This is a genomic window from Pseudomonas sp. S9 (assembly GCF_000222125.1).
Classification (GTDB): Bacteria; Pseudomonadota; Gammaproteobacteria; order Pseudomonadales; family Pseudomonadaceae; genus Aquipseudomonas; species Aquipseudomonas segetis.
Genome location: NZ_AFFX01000001.1, coordinates 253589 through 269477, shown reverse-complemented (window position 1 = coordinate 269477; position 15889 = coordinate 253589). Strand labels below are relative to the sequence as shown.

15 protein-coding genes are annotated in these 15889 nt (G+C 57.8%); 8 read left to right on the top strand and 7 right to left on the bottom strand.

Annotated elements, in window-relative coordinates; genetic code table 11:
* Positions 1-72: 72 nt before the first annotated feature.
* Positions 73-1413, top strand: coding sequence for an adenylate/guanylate cyclase domain-containing protein (locus tag PSES9_RS0101290; protein WP_010483239.1), 1341 nt, complete (start codon positions 73-75; stop codon positions 1411-1413).
* Between the two features lie 59 nt (positions 1414-1472).
* On the opposite strand, the gene PSES9_RS0101285 is transcribed toward PSES9_RS0101290, so the two are convergent.
* Both PSES9_RS0101285 and PSES9_RS0101280 read right to left on the bottom strand, forming a co-directional pair.
* Positions 1473-2492: a glycosyltransferase family 4 protein gene (locus tag PSES9_RS0101285; RefSeq protein ID WP_010483237.1), complete on the bottom strand. Its 1020-nt coding sequence runs from the start codon at positions 2490-2492 to the stop codon at positions 1473-1475.
* Positions 2489-3304, bottom strand: coding sequence for a UDP-2,3-diacylglucosamine diphosphatase (locus PSES9_RS0101280; RefSeq protein WP_010483235.1), 816 nt, complete (start codon positions 3302-3304; stop codon positions 2489-2491). The genes PSES9_RS0101285 and PSES9_RS0101280 overlap by 4 nt, the downstream gene beginning before the upstream one ends.
* 164 nt (positions 3305-3468) lie before the next feature.
* Here PSES9_RS0101280 and PSES9_RS0101275 point away from each other — a divergent pair, with 164 nt between their 5' ends.
* From PSES9_RS0101275 to PSES9_RS0101265, 3 genes are all read left to right on the top strand, one after another.
* Positions 3469-4224 carry an AraC family transcriptional regulator gene (locus PSES9_RS0101275; protein ID WP_010483233.1) on the top strand — a complete coding sequence of 252 codons (756 nt, stop codon included), beginning with the start codon at positions 3469-3471 and terminating at the stop codon, positions 4222-4224.
* 81 nt (positions 4225-4305) lie between these two features.
* A complete protein-coding gene (locus PSES9_RS0101270; RefSeq protein ID WP_010483230.1) occupies positions 4306-4641 on the top strand; it encodes a tRNA-binding protein in 336 nt (111 codons plus the stop codon).
* A complete protein-coding gene (locus PSES9_RS0101265) occupies positions 4638-5489 on the top strand; it encodes a DMT family transporter (RefSeq protein WP_010483228.1) in 852 nt (283 codons plus the stop codon). Before PSES9_RS0101270 ends, PSES9_RS0101265 begins: the two co-directional genes overlap by 4 nt.
* Before the next feature lie 29 nt (positions 5490-5518).
* On the opposite strand, the gene PSES9_RS0101260 is transcribed toward PSES9_RS0101265, so the two are convergent.
* From PSES9_RS0101260 to recQ, 4 genes are all read right to left on the bottom strand, one after another.
* Positions 5519-5812: a SelT/SelW/SelH family protein gene (locus PSES9_RS0101260; RefSeq protein ID WP_010483227.1), complete on the bottom strand. Its 294-nt coding sequence runs from the start codon at positions 5810-5812 to the stop codon at positions 5519-5521.
* Positions 5813-5878: 66 nt separating this feature from the next.
* Positions 5879-7975, bottom strand: a complete 2097-nt coding sequence (locus PSES9_RS0101255) for a FimV/HubP family polar landmark protein (RefSeq protein WP_010483225.1) — start codon at positions 7973-7975, stop codon at positions 5879-5881.
* Between the two features lie 309 nt (positions 7976-8284).
* On the bottom strand, positions 8285-8719 hold the full coding sequence (locus tag PSES9_RS0101245; RefSeq protein WP_010483221.1) for a MarR family transcriptional regulator: 435 nt from the start codon (positions 8717-8719) through the stop codon (positions 8285-8287).
* 142 nt (positions 8720-8861) lie between these two features.
* Positions 8862-10997: a DNA helicase RecQ gene (recQ, locus tag PSES9_RS0101240; protein ID WP_010483219.1), complete on the bottom strand. Its 2136-nt coding sequence runs from the start codon at positions 10995-10997 to the stop codon at positions 8862-8864.
* A gap of 286 nt (positions 10998-11283) precedes the next feature.
* Between recQ and PSES9_RS0101235 the strand changes: the two genes are divergently transcribed.
* From PSES9_RS0101235 to lapD, 4 genes are all read left to right on the top strand, one after another.
* Positions 11284-11871, top strand: a complete 588-nt coding sequence (locus PSES9_RS0101235) for a UPF0149 family protein (protein ID WP_010483216.1) — start codon at positions 11284-11286, stop codon at positions 11869-11871.
* 15 nt (positions 11872-11886) lie between these two features.
* Entirely contained in the window at positions 11887-12294 is a 408-nt protein-coding gene (locus PSES9_RS0101230) for a YbaN family protein (protein ID WP_010483215.1), read from the top strand.
* A 420-nt stretch (positions 12295-12714) separates the two neighbouring features.
* Positions 12715-13404, top strand: a complete 690-nt coding sequence (gene lapG / locus PSES9_RS0101225) for a cysteine protease LapG (RefSeq protein WP_010483212.1) — start codon at positions 12715-12717, stop codon at positions 13402-13404.
* Positions 13405-13413: 9 nt separating this feature from the next.
* Positions 13414-15366, top strand: a complete 1953-nt coding sequence (gene lapD, locus PSES9_RS0101220; protein ID WP_010483210.1) for a cyclic di-GMP receptor LapD — start codon at positions 13414-13416, stop codon at positions 15364-15366.
* Positions 15367-15538: 172 nt separating this feature from the next.
* On the opposite strand, the gene PSES9_RS0101215 is transcribed toward lapD, so the two are convergent.
* On the bottom strand, positions 15539-15877 hold the full coding sequence (locus PSES9_RS0101215; protein ID WP_010483209.1) for a hypothetical protein: 339 nt from the start codon (positions 15875-15877) through the stop codon (positions 15539-15541).
* Positions 15878-15889 lie beyond the last annotated feature (12 nt).

Here is a 15889-nt window from a genome sequence, read left to right as displayed (position 1 = left end):
TTTATCAGGGATCATTGCCGTACCATGACTGTCCGCACCGCTACCCTACCCAGCGTACTACCGGGGCCGGTGATGCGTGAATACTATTCGCGCGTCCTAGCCTACATCTCTATTGCAGCCAGTATTGCTGCGGGTACCTACGTCCAGTATTTTTCCTACAGTATTCTCTGGATTGTTCCATACGCCCTGCTTTATCCGCATTTGGCGCATCAGATTGGCCAATACTACAAGCGCCAGTACCCTGAAAAAGCCACCCAAGGCTTGATGATTGTCGACGCGATTCACTGTGGTTGCCTGGCCGCCCTGCTGAACTTCTCCCCGGTCCTGAGCCTGATGAGCCTGCTGACCCTGCTGTTCAGCTCCCTGGTTGTCGGCGGCCTGGCCAATATGACCCTGGTGCTTGTGACCACGCTGATCAGCACCTTGGCCTGCTCGGCCCTGATCGGCCCGAAATTCATAGGCCAAACCCCGACAGCAGTGTCACTGGTGTGCATTTTGTTCACCACCTTCCACATCACTATTACCGCGTACTTTGTCCACCAGCAAGGCTTGCATCTGGCCCAGGTGCGAAGCGATATCAGGCGCGAACAGGAAAAAGCCGCGCGCCTGGCCCGCAACCTTGCCAAATACCTGTCTCCGCAAGTCTGGGAATCCATATTCAGCGGCAAAAAGTCGGTGCGCCTGGAAACCCAGCGCAAGAAACTCACGGTATTTTTCTCCGATATCAAAGGTTTCACCGAGCTATCGGAGGAACTTGAGGCAGAGGCACTGACCGACCTGCTCAACACCTACCTCAATGAAATGTCGAAGATCTGCCTCAAGTATGGCGGCACCATTGACAAGTTCATTGGCGATAGCGTCATGGTGTTCTTTGGTGACCCCGCCAGCAAAGGCGCAAAAAAGGATGCCGTGGCAGCCGTTTCAATGGCCATTGCCATGCGCAAGCACATGAAGGTGCTGCGCCAACAATGGCGGGCCCAGGGCATCACCAAACCCCTTGAGATTCGTATGGGTCTCAATACCGGCTACTGCACCGTGGGTAACTTCGGGGCCGATACGCGCATGGACTACACCATAATTGGCCGCGACGTAAACCTGGCCAGCCGCCTGGAAAGTGCTGCCGAATCAGGCGAAATCCTGATCTCGCACGAAACCTACTCCTTGGTCAAAGACGTCATCATGTGCCGTGACAAAGGCCAGATCACCGTCAAGGGCTTCACCCGCCCGGTGCAGATTTACCAGGTTGTGGATTTCCGTCGCGACCTCGGCGCAACCTCGAGCTATGTCGAGCATGAACTGCCTGGCTTCTCAATGTACCTGGATACCAATGGCATTCAGAACTTCGACAAGGAGCGGGTGATCCAGGCGTTGCAACAGGCCGCCAAAGAGCTACGCGACAAGGTCATCATGTAGCCCCGCCAACAAAGCCGCCCATTGGCGGCTTTGTTATTGGCGGTACGTATCGCCAGCAGTCAGGCCAACTGCTGCTGCAACTCGGCATCAAGCCACGGTTGTTCTGCCAGGAACTCTTGTGCGCAGACCTGCCATGATTGACTGGCCGACTCAGCGGCACAGCATGCTCGGCTTAACTTGAGCGCCTGCAAGCACGCATGGCCGAGGTCTTCATGCATAAAGCCGGTGATGCCCTGTTGCAGCACATCAAGCGGCCCGCGCACGGCAAATGCGGCAACGGGCGTGCCGCAGGCCAGCGCTTCAAGCATGACCAGGCCATAGGTGTCGGTCAGCGATGGGAATACCAGCACGCTTGCCTGTTGGTATTCCCTGGCCAACTCTTCAGCATGCCGATAACCCGTAAATTCAACCTGCGGATACTGGTGCTGCAATGCCTGGCGCTGGGGCCCATCCCCCACCACTCGCTTGATACCGGGTAAATCCAGGCTTAAAAAAGCCTCAAGGTTCTTTTCCGGGGCGAGTCGTCCAACATAGAGAAAAACCGGATCGGCACCGACCTCCCGGGGTTCAAGCGGCTTGAACAGCCTGGGATCGACCCCTTTGCGCCAGAGTTTAAGGCGCTGTATCCCCCAGTTGGAAAACTCGCTGCGCAGGTGCTCGGTTGTCACCAGAACCGCCTGGCTGGAGCGATGAAAGCGACGCAGGTAGGCATAGCCCCAGCTCAGGGGAATCCAGGGGCAGCGTGTGCTCAGGTATTCCGGGTAACGGGTATGGATGGCACTTGAGAAAGCCAGGTTACGCTTGTCCAGCCAACGCCGCGCCGCCCAGCCCAGAGGCCCTTCCGTGGCCAGGTGTATGCAATCGGGCTGAAAAGCCCTGATTGCAGGTCCCACTCGCCAAAGATCCCAAGCCAACGAGATTTCCGGATAGGTCGGGCAAGGTATGGAGCGAAAGTCAGTCGGTGACAGCAGTTTTACCTCATGCCCCATGCCCCGCAACTCGCTCATCAAGGCCTGCAGGCTGGTGACCACGCCATTGACCTGCGGCGTCCAGGCATCACTGACGATAAGCACCCTCACGCGACAGGCTCTGCAGCCGCAGCGAGTTGTTGCGCCTGCCGCGCTTGATCATCAGCCAGGCGGTAGAGCTCGATATGCCCGTCAATGTGCTCGATCAGCGCGGTACAGGACTCGACCCAATCACCGCAGTTCATGTATTCCACATCACCCATGGGGCGGATTTCAGCGTGGTGGATATGCCCGCAAACCACACCGTCGAAGCCACGCTTGGCGCATTCATGGGTGATGGCCTGCTCGAAATCACTGATGAAGTTAACCGCGCTTTTGACCTTGTGCTTGAGATAGGCAGACAGCGACCAGTAGCCGTAACCGTAACGGCGACGCCAGTGATTCAGCCAACGGTTCAGGGTCAGGGTGAACTCATAGGCTGAGTCCCCCAGAAATGCCAGCCAGCGGTGATAACGCGTGATAACGTCAAACTGGTCACCGTGAATCACCAGCAATCGGCGACCGTCGGCGGTGAGGTGCTCGGCCTCGTCGACCAGGTGGATATTGCCCAGGATCAGCTTGGAGTAGCGGCGTAGAAACTCGTCATGGTTGCCGGTGACATAGACCACTTCGGTACCGCGCTTGCTCATGGTCAACAAGCGCCGGATAACGTTGCTATGGGCCTGCGGCCAGTAGACGCCGCTGCGCAGCTTCCAGCCGTCGATGATATCGCCAACCAGATACACCTTATCGGCCTGGTAGCGCTTGAGAAAGGCAGACAAGTGCTCCGCCTGGCAATCACGGGTTCCCAGATGGACATCCGAGATCCATAGCGTCCTGACACGTTGCTTGCGGCTTGGCTTGATCAACTGTGCACTCGTCATCCGGGCATCCTCAGGCAGAGTTTTACTGAGCTTGCGTGAGACCGGTGAACGCAATATGACGCCATGACTTCAATTCAATGACAGCTGCACGCTTGTGCACTGACTCGCCTGCCGGAGTACGCCGGGTACTGATAGAATCCCCAGACCTTAGGGGGAACACTGGTATGCATCCACTACTGTCACTGCGTCATTACAGTCACGACCTGCTGAGCCACAGCCACGATCACGCACAACTGGTGTTCGGCCTTAACGGCCTGCTCGAATTCCAGGCCGCGGGCGTCGGCAGCCGGGTGGTTCGTCAATCCGTGGCGATAGTTCCAGCGGCAACCGAGCATGCCTGTGGCAGCCCGGCTGGCAGTGACTGCCTGGTCCTGGATGTTCCCTCAGAGCACTGGCTAAAAACCCATCTGGGCGCCCATGCCGATGCCGGCCTGCGCCTGACCGACACCACCCGCTCCTTAACGTTGAATGATGCACAGGGCCAACTGGTCAGCTGGTTGGCTGCCAGCCCGATCAACGACCCGGTGATCGCCGAGCAAGGCGCTGCATTGTTGCTGGCGAGCCTGCTGAGTGAACAATCCTGCGCCGCTTCAAGCGAAATTCGCCTACCGCTGCAGGCGATAGATAAGTATATCCATGAGCACGCAGCGCACCCCTTGCAGGTGGCGGATCTTGCACGCCTGGCCGGGCTGTCGACCGCACGCTTTCACAGCCGCTTCCTGGCCGAAACAGGGCGCACGCCCATGGAGTATGTGCGCAATCAACGGCTCGAACTGGCGCGCCAGATGCTGCGAACCAGCCATCTTGGTATCGGTGAAATTGCTGCGCGGGTTGGCTACTCGTCACAAAGCGCTTTTGGCGCGGCCTTGTCACGCTACTTTGGCTGCAGTGCGCGCTCCATTCGCGCAGCGCAACAGTAGCGCGACAAAAATCGATACTCCTGCGACAGACGTCTGCCCTGCACCCCTCTAGAATGGCGCCAAATAAACCCCGGAGGCGTTATGCAGCAGATTGAATGGCAAGATTTTGCCCGTGTTGAACTGCGTGTTGGCACCATTATCTCGGCCGAACCCAACAGCAAGGCGATCAAGCCTGCGTACGTGCTTGAGGTTGATCTAGGCGAGCATGGAATCAAGACCTCAAGCGCGCAAATCACCGCTCACTATAAGGTCGATGAGCTGATTGGCCGCCAGGTGTTGTGCGTCTGCAATTTTGCGGCAAAGCGCATTGCAGGTGTCCGCTCGGAAGTATTGGTCACTGGTGTTTACGACGAAGCGAACAAGGTGGTGCTGGCAAGCTTTGACAAGCCAGTCGCCAATGGTGCTCGCCTGGCATGACTGAACGTCAGGCGTTATTCGCCATTCACCTGGGCGCCCTGATGTTCGGGCTTTCAGGCATTTTCGGCAAACTAGCCACGACCTCGCCCCTGAACATATCGGCCGGCAGGGCCGTGTTTGCAGTGCTTGCGCTGGCCCTGTTTGCACAGCTGTCGAAGCAGTCCCGTGGCATGCGTCCAAGCGCGCGGCAACTGGGTCTATTGGCACTTGGCGGACTGCTGCTCGGCAGCCACTGGATCACCTTCTTTGAATCGGTAAAGGTTTCCGGCGTCGCCATCGCAACGCTCGGCTTCGCCAGTTTTCCTGCTTTCACCGTACTCCTCGAAGGCTTGTTGTTTCGCGAACGCACCCGTGGTCGAGAGTTCTTGATGGTTGGCGTGGTCTGCCTCGGCCTGATTCTGGTGACACCCGAGTTCAACCTCGGCAGCGAGGCCAACATCGGCCTGTTGTGGGCGGTGCTATCAGGCTTCTTGTTTGCACTGTTATCACTGCTCAACCGCGCCAGCACCCAGGGCCTGGACCCGGTAAAGGCTGCGTTGTGCCAGAACCTCACGGTGATGCTGTTGTTTATGCCGCTGGCTTGGCAGCAACTTCCAGAAGTTACACTGGTCAACTGGTTCTGGCTGGCGTTGTTGGGCGTGTTCTGCACCGGGCTCGCACACAGCTTGTTCGTTGCCAGCCTGCGGGTGATAAAGGCTCGCACCGCGGCAGTGATCTTCGCCCTGGAGCCGGTCTACGGCATTGCCTTCGCATGGTGGTTGTTCAGCGAGCAGCCGAGCCTGCGCATGCTCGCAGGCGGCACCTTGATCATCCTGGCGATAGTTGTATCTGCACGAATGGCCAAATAGCCCACCGCTGCCGACGCCAAGGCGACTCTTCAGTGGATCTTGCGATCATCGTTATGACCAAGATCGCGCTGGGGATCGAACTGATCACGCACCCGTTGCTTGAGCACCTTGGCCTCGGGAAAGCCCCCATCGGCTTTGCGCTCCCAGATCTGCACGCCGTTGCAGACAATCTTGAACACACCGCCGGTTGCGGGCTCAAGCGTCACTTTTGCCAGGTCATCGGCGAAGGTCGAGAGCAGTTCCTGAGCCAACCAGGCGGAGCGTAGCAACCACTGGCACTGGGTGCAGTAGGTGATGGTGATTTCAGGTTTGGCGCTAGGCATAGTGGTTCTCAACTGTCACGGACAGCCCATGATAGCGCGTGCTCGCCTGCTTGATCTGGAAATGAGTCAAGCAATTTTGGCCAACAGCTTGCGGGCCTCCTGCTTTTGCTTGTCATCACCGTCATTAAGCACTTCGTTGAGTATATCGCAGGCACTTTCGATACTGCCTTGCTCGATATAGGCCAACGCCTGATTGAGCTTGAGCATGTTGCTGGCATTTGTGTCGAAATCAGACAAATTGTTGAGATTGGCAGGCGAACGGGGATCATCTTCAAACCAGGCCCCAAGCGCAGCGTCGTTTTCTGCCGTCAGCGCGGCGAACTCATCGTCATCATGGGGCAACTCTTCAAGGCTGGGTAGATCACGCAAGTTTGTATCTATATCCACCTGCTCGGGTGTGGCCGGCTTTGCCTTGGTTTTGGGCGAGAACGGGCTCACCAGATCCCAGTCTGCATCCAGGGACAGGTCGTCAAGGTTGAGCTGATAATCATCCGCCGGACTCGGCGCTGGCGCCAAATCGGCGGGCTCATCAAGCTCCAAAGCATCGAAATCGAGCTCTTCACCATGTAACTGCGGATAACGCGCATTGAGCTGGTCAATGCGCTCAGGCGCAAAGCTGCTCTGGCGCAACAGCGCTTCTTCTGCCTGGTAATGCTGTGCATCGCCTTGCAAGGCCAGGACCTCAAGCAAGCGAAAGCGAATATCGTGACGCTCAGGATGAGCCTGCAAGGCCTTGCGCAAAGCACTGACCGCTTCGGGGTAGCGACCGTAGGTTATGTAGATATTGGCAGCCTCAATGGCGTCCACCGGCAATTTCTGACGACTGGCCGCAGGTGCAGGTGCAGGTGCAGGTGCAGGCTCAGTAACCGGGGCTTGAGCATTGAGTGCAACCGGTTGGAAAAGCGGTTCTTGCGGCTTCTCCACACTGGCCACGGCGATTGCAGGCGCTTCAGGCGCTGGTGTTCGCTCGCGCTTGGAGCGCCACAACAGCGCCAGCAAACCAGCAAGCAACAAGGCGAGCAAGCCATAGAGGTAAGGCATCCAGTCAGTGGGCTGCTCAACCGGCTCCACCGGGGCTGGCGCTGTCACCTGAGGCTGACCACTGGTTTGCGGCGCAGGTCCGGCGTCAAGCTGAGATTGCAGCTCGGCGAGCCTCTGGTCCTTGGCCTCGACCTGGGTTTGCAGCGCCTGCACCTGCGCCTGCAACTGGGAAATGCTCTGCTGCAGCTGCAAGCTCAGGTTCGACTGATTGGCCAGCTCGAGATCCAGGCGCTGCTGGATCTCGGCCAAGGCCTGAGCATCCGCCCTGTCTCCAACCACTGCAGGGGCGACCTCCGCACTGCCAGCGCTGGATGGCTGGCCACTGGCAGCATCGTCTTGGCTTGCACTAATCGCGCGTTGATTCGAGTTGCTGTTGGGTGATGATCCTGCCTGGCTGGTATTTACAGCGCTGTCGGGCAAGCGCAAATCAACGCCTGCCTTGAGTCGATTGATATCACCATTGGCAAACGCCTGGGGGTTGAGGGCATAGATATCATTCATCAGGGACTGCTGCGAAGCATTGCTGCCTTGATCACGCAGTTGTGATGCCATCTGCCACAGGGTATCGCCACTGCGCACCTGGTAGGTCTGGCCGAGTGTGGCGGCGGGCATGACCTTTGGCGGCGCCGGACGTACAGGTTGTGCAAGCTCAACGGCAACGGTCGAAGTCGAGCGAGTGCTGTACTGGCTGCTTGGCGCAGGTGAAGCCGAGCCATAGATCGAGGTAATGGGTGGATCAAGCAGTACGGTGTACTCACGCAACAACTGGCCATTGGGCCGTGAGACTTCGACAATAAAATTCAGGTAGGGCTCGCGCACCGCCTGGCGCGAAGTGACCCGCACAATACTGCGCCCGTTGCTCAATACCGGGGTAAAGCTCAAATCATTGAGAAAAACAAAACGCTCGACGCCTGAACGACTGAACGCCTCCGCCGATGCAAGCTTGACCTTGATTTCGTTGGCGCTCAGATCACCCACCTGGAGCAGCTGGATATCAGCCTCGAGAGGCTGGTTCAAAGCCGAATGCAGGGTTATTTCACCAAGTCCAAGTGCCGGGGCAAAACTCGAATACAGTGCTGAGCCAGAGGCTAGGCCGATTAATACATGGCGAACTCGAGACATGGATACTCCTAACGCTTAACAACCCAGTATCCGCCACAAGCCCAGTGCGTAAGCACCATTCACAGCGGATCTGCCTGTAGTTGTAGAACTTCGTTCGGGAGTAACGTTCCATGTGCAACCCGGCTGCAGCGAAGTATAGCCATTATTCAAATAGCCAGCCTACAGGGGCCGGGGCCTTTTTTAAGGCAAATAGCCATCACCCATTCGAGGCAATGGCCACAAACCCTGCAGGGTTAATTAAGTTGATCGAGATCACATTCCTGCAAACGAGCGCAGTTTTTATCAGCGATGCGGCTGATGCAGGCTGATTTAGCGCCGCTCCAGGTTGCTCAATATCTTGGCATGGACCTGCTGGCAGCGGTCCAGGTCCTGCTCATCGATTCCGGCAAAGAGCTCTTGGCGCAACTCGGTGGAAATTGCTTCGATTTTCTTGATCAAAGGTTCAGCTTGCGGGCTGAGGGCAATTTTCTTGGCGCGACGATCTTCGGGCACGGCCTGGCGACTGACCAGGCCCTGGGCTTCCAGGCTGTCCAGCAGGCGCGCCAGTGTCGGCCCTTCGACGCCAACGCTCTGGGCCAGTTCGCGCTGGGTTGGCAACTCATCGAAGCGAGCCAGATGCAGTAGCACCAGCCAGCGCGCCTGGGAAAGGCCAAGGCCGACAAGGCGCCGGTCGAGCTCGGCACGCCAGGCACGGGACATTTGCGCAATTTGCATAGCAAAACGATGTTGGTCTGATGACGACATGATGAAACGGCTCTTATAACTATAAAAAACTAATTATTAGCGAGCTAATCATAACCTTGGCGCCAGAGCAAGGTTCATATCGGCCAATGACTTACAAGATATTCCAAAGCGTGCACCAAGGTCCAAAAATGTCGCCTTTGCGCTACTCAAGCCCACCTTCGAATTCGGCATGCAATGCCGCACGCACGCAGTGCAGGACACCCTCTTCGACCCGTCCTGAGAGCAAGGCGCTAACTTCAGCAGCAGTCGGCAACTCGCCATCGCCGCTCAAAAAGGCATCTTGCACCTCGCCCAACAGGGCCTCTGGAATATCCAGGGCTTGCTCAAGGGATAACTGCTGGCGACCTATGGCTTCGGCGAGCATGCCATAGACACTTTTAGTGCCGCATTGCAGTTGGTTGGCAATCTGTTCCGGGGTCATGCCCGCTCGTGCCAGGCTAACCAGCTCATGACGCATGTCGGTTACCACTCGCGGCGCTTCAGCCTTGCCGCCGAGCACGTCCAGGAAAGCCGCACCGTAACGTTCAAGCTTGCGTGCACCAACACCACTGACCTGGGCCATTTCACTCAGGCTGCCAGGTTTGCTGCGAAGCATTTCAAGCAAGGTTGCATCAGGGAAAATAACGTAAGGCGGTACGGCGTGTTCCTCGGCAAGTTTGCGCCTAAGTGTACGCAGCGCCTCCCACATTTCTCGCTCTTCGCCCCGCACAAGCTGGCTGGCGGCGCTGCTCGAAGCCTTGGCGCTTTGCTGGGGCTTGAGGTCGCGACGCAGCTCAAGTTGCACTTCGCCACGCAACAGTGGCCGGCAACTCTCGGACAGACGCAGGCCGCCAAAGCCTTCAAGATCGACATCCGCCAGCCCACGCGCCACCAACTGGCGGAACAGTGAACGCCAATCCCCTTCAGCCCGGTCCTTGCCTACGCCAAATATGGACAGGTGCTGATGACCCAGACTACGCACCTTATCGTTATCACGCCCCAGCAACAGGTCGACCAGGTGGCCCACGCCATAACGCTGCCCGCTGCGGTAAATAGCCGACAATGCCTGGCGCGCCGGCTCGGTGGCATCCCAGGTTTGCACACCATCGATGCAGTTGTCGCAGTGCCCGCAAGGCTTTTCCAGGACTTCATCGAAGTAACCCAACAGCACCTGGCGGCGACAGCGCGTTTCTTCACAAAGGGCCAGCATGGCATCGAGCTTATGCTGCTCGATTCGCTTGTGACGCTCGTCACCATCGGAGTTGTTGAGCATTTGCTTGAGCAGCAATACGTCTTGCAGGCCATAGGCCATCCACGCATCGGCGGGCAAGCCATCACGCCCTGCCCGACCTGTTTCCTGGTAATAGGCCTCAAGGGATTTTGGCAAATCCAGGTGCGCAACAAAGCGCACGTTGGGTTTGTCGATGCCCATGCCGAAGGCAATGGTCGCGACCATGATCAGGCCTTCCTCATTGAGGAAGCGCTTTTGATGGTAGGCGCGAAGCTCGCTGGGCAAACCGGCGTGATAAGGCAATGCCGGGAACCCTTGGGCACTGAGAAAGGCTGCAACCTCATCGACTTTCTTGCGCGACAGGCAATAGACAATGCCGGCATCGCCCTTGCGCGCTGCCAGAAACCCCAGCAATTGCTTGCGTGGCTGCTCCTTGGGCACGATGCGGTAAAAGATATTGGGCCGGTCAAAACTCGACAGGAACCGCTCTGCATCCTGCAGGTGCAGGCGATTGATGATTTCTTCGCGGGTGCGCATGTCTGCCGTCGCCGTCAGGGCGATACGCGGCACCTGCGGGAAGTACTCGGCCAGTTGCCCCAGCTGCAAGTATTCCGGACGGAAATCATGCCCCCATTGCGATACGCAATGCGCCTCGTCAATGGCAAACAGGGCAATCTCCAGGCGCTGGAGAAAAGCCAGCATGCGCGGCTGCACCAGGCGTTCAGGCGCCAGATAAAGCATCTTGACCTCGCCCCGGCGAATCCGGTCGGCAATATCGCGCTGCGCATCGCTGCTCAAGGTCGAGTTCAAGGCGACGGCTGCAACCCCGAGTTCATCAAGGGTTGCAACCTGGTCATCCATCAAGGCAATAAGAGGTGAAACCACTACTGCCAAGCCGTCACGCATCAATGCAGGCACCTGGAAGCACAACGACTTGCCGCCGCCGGTCGGCATCAGCACCAGGGCATCACCGCCGCTGGCCACACGTTGAATAATCGCCTCCTGACGGCCACGAAAGCTGTCATAGCCAAAGATGTCTTTGAGGATGCGTTGTGCCGCGTCTTGCATGAAAGGCCTCCAAATCGAGGTCGGCATTATACGCACGTGCTCGACTCAGAAAATTTCGCATCTGTAATTTGTCGAAGGTTAAGCCATGGATAGAGGTCAAAAGCGCATGCCAGAGGTGCTTTTCGGGCTTAAATACGCCTTATATCAATGATCCGGATCAAATAAACCAGCGAATAACACCCACCACCCCGCAAGCGTTTATGCATGGGTTAGACTAGAGCTATGGCCGCTGCGCGCTGTCTAGACTAGAATCCAGCCTCGTTTACTTCTTCAAGGTAGCCCTACGATGTCCTTTGCCGAGCAACTGTCCCGCCTGCAAGCCTTCCTCGATGCCGATGAGTTGCACGAAGAAGCCCTGGACTACGTCGCCGCCCATGGCTACCTCACTGCCCTGTCGATTTGTACGGAGCAGGTGCCGGAGCGTGAGTGGATCGACGCCCTGTTCTCTGAAGCACCTCACTATCGCAGCGATGCCGAGCGCGAGGAAATCGAAGCCACGCTGGTGCTGCTCAAGGCTCATATTGCCCGCCAGTTGGCGAGTGACGACGAGCCGGAAATGCCTTGCGAGCTCGATCTGGGTGAAGACCCGGATGACTCGGACCTGCGCGGCTGGTGCATCGGTTTCATGGAAGGCGTGTTCCTGCGTGAATCTGTCTGGTTCGAAGACTCGGAAGACGAAGTCAGCGAGTTGCTGTTGCCGATCATGGTCGGCTCCGGCTTGTTTGACGAGCAACCCGAATTTGATGAAATCGCCCGTGACCGCGACTTGGTAGACAGCATGGTCGAGCAGATTCCTGAACTGCTGACCGCACTGTTTCTTCTGTGCAACGCCCCCGAAGAAAAACCGGCGCTGCTCAAGCCGCGTCACCACTAATCCTCTGCCGTCCGCATGACGGGTAAGATCAAGCACAACCCTGCAGTTCGCTACGCCCTACTGGCCATAGGCTGGTTGAGCGTAGCGCTCGGGGTGATTGGCATATTCCTGCCCGTCCTGCCCACAACCCCCTTTCTCCTGCTGGCTGCCGCCTGCTTCATGCGCAGCTCCGAACGCTTTTACCATTGGCTGGTCGATCACCCAAGGCTGGGGCCCTGGATTCGCGACTACCTGGAAGGTGAAGGCATTCCGCGCAAAGCCAAGATCTACTCGATAAGCCTGATGTGGCTGAGCATTGGCCTGTCCTGCTACCTGGTCCCGATGTTCTGGGCCCGACTGTTTATGCTGACCAGCGCGGTCTGCGTGACTGTCTATATCCTGCGCCAGAAAACCCTGGCAACACCGCCTTGCCCCAAACGCTAAATAGTCAATCCGTGTGAAACCTTCGGCAGACAAGCTTCGCGTTGTCACGCCCGCATGCCCGTAGGGTGGAAGGCGCTTCACCCTTCCACCAGCATTCAACACCGATATTTCGCCGTGCCCTTCGGTGGACAAGCTTCGCGTTGTCACACCCTACGCATGCCGTAGGGTGGAGGCGCTTCACCCTTCCACCAAGCATTCAACGCCGATATTTCGCCGTGCCCTTTGGCGGGCAGCTGAGCGTTGTCACACCCACATGCCGCAGGCTGGAAGGCGCTTCACCCTTCCACCAGCATTCAACGCCGATATTTCGCGGTGCCCTTCGGCGGACAGCTGCGCTTTGTCACCGCCAGGGGTGTTTTTCTGAGGCACAAAGCCATTACTGCACCTAGACTTTGAACGACCTCCAGCGAGTCGTTGCAGATGCAGCCATGCCCGTCCAGCACCTTTGCCCTGCGTTTCAGCCACCTATGGCTGGGCACGCTGGTCTTTGCCCTGGGTTTAGCCACCGCTGCGGCCAATTGGGATTTCGCCCTGATCATCCAGAATGCGCAGGCGCGCTATGGCTCCTTGGGCCCCGCCGAACAGCGCCTGCAGCAGTGGCAGCAACTGATCGAAAGCAATCTGCAAAGCCCCGAGAACCAGCAATTAAAAACGGTCAATGCATTTTTCAACCGGCAACTGCGCTTTGCCGATGACCGTCGCACCTGGCGCCAAACCGACTACTGGGCAACGCCCGTGGAGTCACTGGTCAAAGGCGCTGGCGACTGTGAAGACTACTCCATCGCCAAGTACTTCACCTTGCGCCGTCTTGGTATTGCCAGTGAAAAATTACGTATTACCTACGTCAAGGCGCTCAAGCAAAACCAGGCGCACATGGTGCTCACCTACTACTCAAGCCCCAGCAGCGAACCGCTGGTACTCGACAACCTGATTGGCGAGATCCAACCGGCATCACAGCGCAAGGATCTGCTACCGGTTTACTCATTCAACGCTGAAGGTGTCTACCTGCCAGGCTCGAACAGCAAGAAGAGCGACACCAAGAAATTATCGCGCTGGCAGGAACTGCTCAAGAAAATGCGTACGGAAGGCTTTGCCATAGGCGAAGGCTAGGAGACCCCGATGTCATTACTAAAACAACTGTTCATCGCCATTTGCCTGTTCCTGGTGGTGGCATTCACCGGCAGTTTCATCAGCGGCATGGAAAGCTCGCGCGAACAGTTATTGAGCCAGTTGCGCTCGCATGCACAGGATGCCGCAACCGCACTCGGACTGTCGTTGACACCTCATATCGATGACCCGGCGATGATCGAACTGATGGTCAGTTCGATATTCGACAGCGGCTACTACGCGACAATCCGGGTGGTCAACATTGCCGACAACAGCGTGATTGTCGAGCGGCGTACCACCACGGCGCCAGAGAATGTACCGGCCTGGTTTGTCGACCTGGTCGACCTGACTCCGGAAGGCGGCGATGCCTTGATCATGCGCGGCTGGGAACAAGCTGCACGGGTTGAGGTGCTCAGCCACCCGCAATTCGCCCTGACCAGACTCTGGGACAGCGCCATCGGCAGCCTTGGCTGGCTACTGGCCTGCGGACTGGTTAGCGCCGTACTCGGCGGATGGTTGCTGCGCACCCAGTTGCGACCGCTGGACGATATGGTCAAGCAAGCCCAGGCCATCACTCGGCGCGAGTTCCTGAGCATGCCCAAGGTGCCACGCACGCCTGAACTGAAACGTGTAGTGCTGGCCATGAACCTGATGGTCGAGAAACTCAAGAACCTGTTCGCCGAGGAGGCTGCGCGCAGTGAAAAATTGCGGGAAGAGGCCTACCAAGACAGCCTCACCGGCTTGGCTAACCGGCGCTTGTTCGATCTCAAGCTGGCTCAACAGCTAGAGGTCTCCGAGCAGAATACCGACGGTTACCTGATGCTCTTGCGCGTCAATGACCTTGGCGGTCTCAACCAGCGTCTTGGCGGACAGGAAACCGACAACCTGATCCAGGCGATTGGTCTGCAACTGACCCAACTCATGCAGCAGCACCAGGCCAGCGGTTGGCTTGCATCCCGTAATCGCGGCGGCGAATTCACCCTGCTCGCCCCCAGTCTCAGCGCCGAAGACGCCGACAAGCTAGCCCTGCAACTTAGCGAACAACTGCAAAGCCTGCACCAGACCGGCGCCAGTGACTGCAACCCGGTGGCGCACATGGGCATTGCCGCCTATCGCCCGGGAGAAAGCCCGGGCACGGTTATCGGCCGTGCCGACCAAGCGCTCGCACAGGCGCAAAGTAAAAAGCCGGAACAACCCTGGGAGCGCCTCGATGACTTCAACCTGGCAACGGGCCAGGGTATTCACGAATGGCGCCTATGGCTCGACGAAGCCTTGACTGGCGAGAAGATCCAGCTCTACTTCCAGCCGGTGAGCCGGTGCGACGACACCCGCCAGTTGATACACCAAAAAGTTCTTGCGCGTTTGCTCGACCAGCAAGGCCAAGCCATTACCGCAGGACGCTTTATCCCCTGGATCGAACGGCTCGGCTGGGCGGCAAGATTCGACCTGGCCATGCTTGAGCACAGCCTCAGCCATTTGCGCCTGCACCCCGAGCCACTGGCCCTGAGTTTATCCGCGGCCACCCTGCGCGAGCCTGAAAGCTGGGCCAGGCTGCTGGATGTGCTTAAACAGCATCCTGAACAGGCAGCCTTGATGACCCTGGAACTGGATGAACGTCACTTGCCCTCGGCACCGGAGCTGGAAACCCTTGGCCAGCAGATACGCGCGACGGGCTACCAGCTTGGCCTGCAACACTTTGGCGGACGCTTTAGCTTGATCGGCAACCTGACCAATCTTGGCCTGGCCTACCTTAAGGTTGATGGCAGCTATATTCGCGCAATCGACCGGGAAAGCGATAAGTGCTTGTTTATCGAAGCCATCTTCCGCACGACCAACAGTATTGACCTGCCGCTGATTGCCGAGATGGTGGAAACCGAGGCTGAACTCAAGGTGCTCAACGAGCTGGGTATCGAGGGTGCCATGGGTCGCCTGATTGGCGCGCCAAGCCCCTGGCAGGGTTCATAATGCGGAACTCCGGTGGGTGACATTTTTCACCCAGGCTTGGTTATCGCGCACAGGACTTGGCGGGCAAGCTTCGCATTGTCGCACCCTACGCATCGCCTGTAGGGTGGAAGACGCTTCAGCCTTCCACCAGCTTTCGTCGTGGCCCTTGGTGAGCGAACTGAGCATTCGCAGCCTATGGAATGCGTTCGTCTGCATCACCGAGCAAGCCACTCAAGCCATCCAGGGTGGCCCGTGCCTCTGCGCGAACATGCAGCTTGCGTCGCGCCGCCTCGGGCAGGTCGGTGTAGCGGATAACACCGCGGTCGACCAGTACCGTGACCAGGTCTTCGAGTACGCGCACCATTTCCAGGTCTGAGCGCTGTAGGTCAATCAGTCGATTGTTCAAGGCATGGCTGGCCAACCAGGCCTGTACATCAGGATTATCTTGCGGCAAGGTTTTCGTCATGCTCGCAAACGGCTCTTGTTCAACACGCAGGATTCGTTGTTTCTCATCAAGCTGAACATAAACCATGGCATTGCCTCG

Bases quoted from the DNA above. Each gene is read 5' to 3' on its own strand.
- PSES9_RS0101290 (WP_010483239.1), top strand. From the start codon at position 73: ATGCGTGAATACTATTCGCGCGTCCTAGCCTACATCTCTATTGCAGCC.
- PSES9_RS0101280 (WP_010483235.1), bottom strand. From the start codon at position 3,304: ATGACGAGTGCACAGTTGATCAAGCCAAGCCGCAAGCAACGTGTCAGG.
- PSES9_RS0101275 (WP_010483233.1), top strand. From the start codon at position 3,469: ATGCATCCACTACTGTCACTGCGTCATTACAGTCACGACCTGCTGAGC.
- PSES9_RS0101270 (WP_010483230.1), top strand. From the start codon at position 4,306: ATGCAGCAGATTGAATGGCAAGATTTTGCCCGTGTTGAACTGCGTGTT.
- PSES9_RS0101265 (WP_010483228.1), top strand. From the start codon at position 4,638: ATGACTGAACGTCAGGCGTTATTCGCCATTCACCTGGGCGCCCTGATG.
- PSES9_RS0101260 (WP_010483227.1), bottom strand. From the start codon at position 5,812: ATGCCTAGCGCCAAACCTGAAATCACCATCACCTACTGCACCCAGTGC.
- PSES9_RS0101255 (WP_010483225.1), bottom strand. From the start codon at position 7,975: ATGTCTCGAGTTCGCCATGTATTAATCGGCCTAGCCTCTGGCTCAGCA.
- PSES9_RS0101245 (WP_010483221.1), bottom strand. From the start codon at position 8,719: ATGTCGTCATCAGACCAACATCGTTTTGCTATGCAAATTGCGCAAATG.
- recQ (WP_010483219.1), bottom strand. From the start codon at position 10,997: ATGCAAGACGCGGCACAACGCATCCTCAAAGACATCTTTGGCTATGAC.
- PSES9_RS0101235 (WP_010483216.1), top strand. From the start codon at position 11,284: ATGTCCTTTGCCGAGCAACTGTCCCGCCTGCAAGCCTTCCTCGATGCC.
- PSES9_RS0101230 (WP_010483215.1), top strand. From the start codon at position 11,887: ATGACGGGTAAGATCAAGCACAACCCTGCAGTTCGCTACGCCCTACTG.
- lapG (WP_010483212.1), top strand. From the start codon at position 12,715: ATGCAGCCATGCCCGTCCAGCACCTTTGCCCTGCGTTTCAGCCACCTA.
- lapD (WP_010483210.1), top strand. From the start codon at position 13,414: ATGTCATTACTAAAACAACTGTTCATCGCCATTTGCCTGTTCCTGGTG.
- PSES9_RS0101215 (WP_010483209.1), bottom strand. From the start codon at position 15,877: ATGGTTTATGTTCAGCTTGATGAGAAACAACGAATCCTGCGTGTTGAA.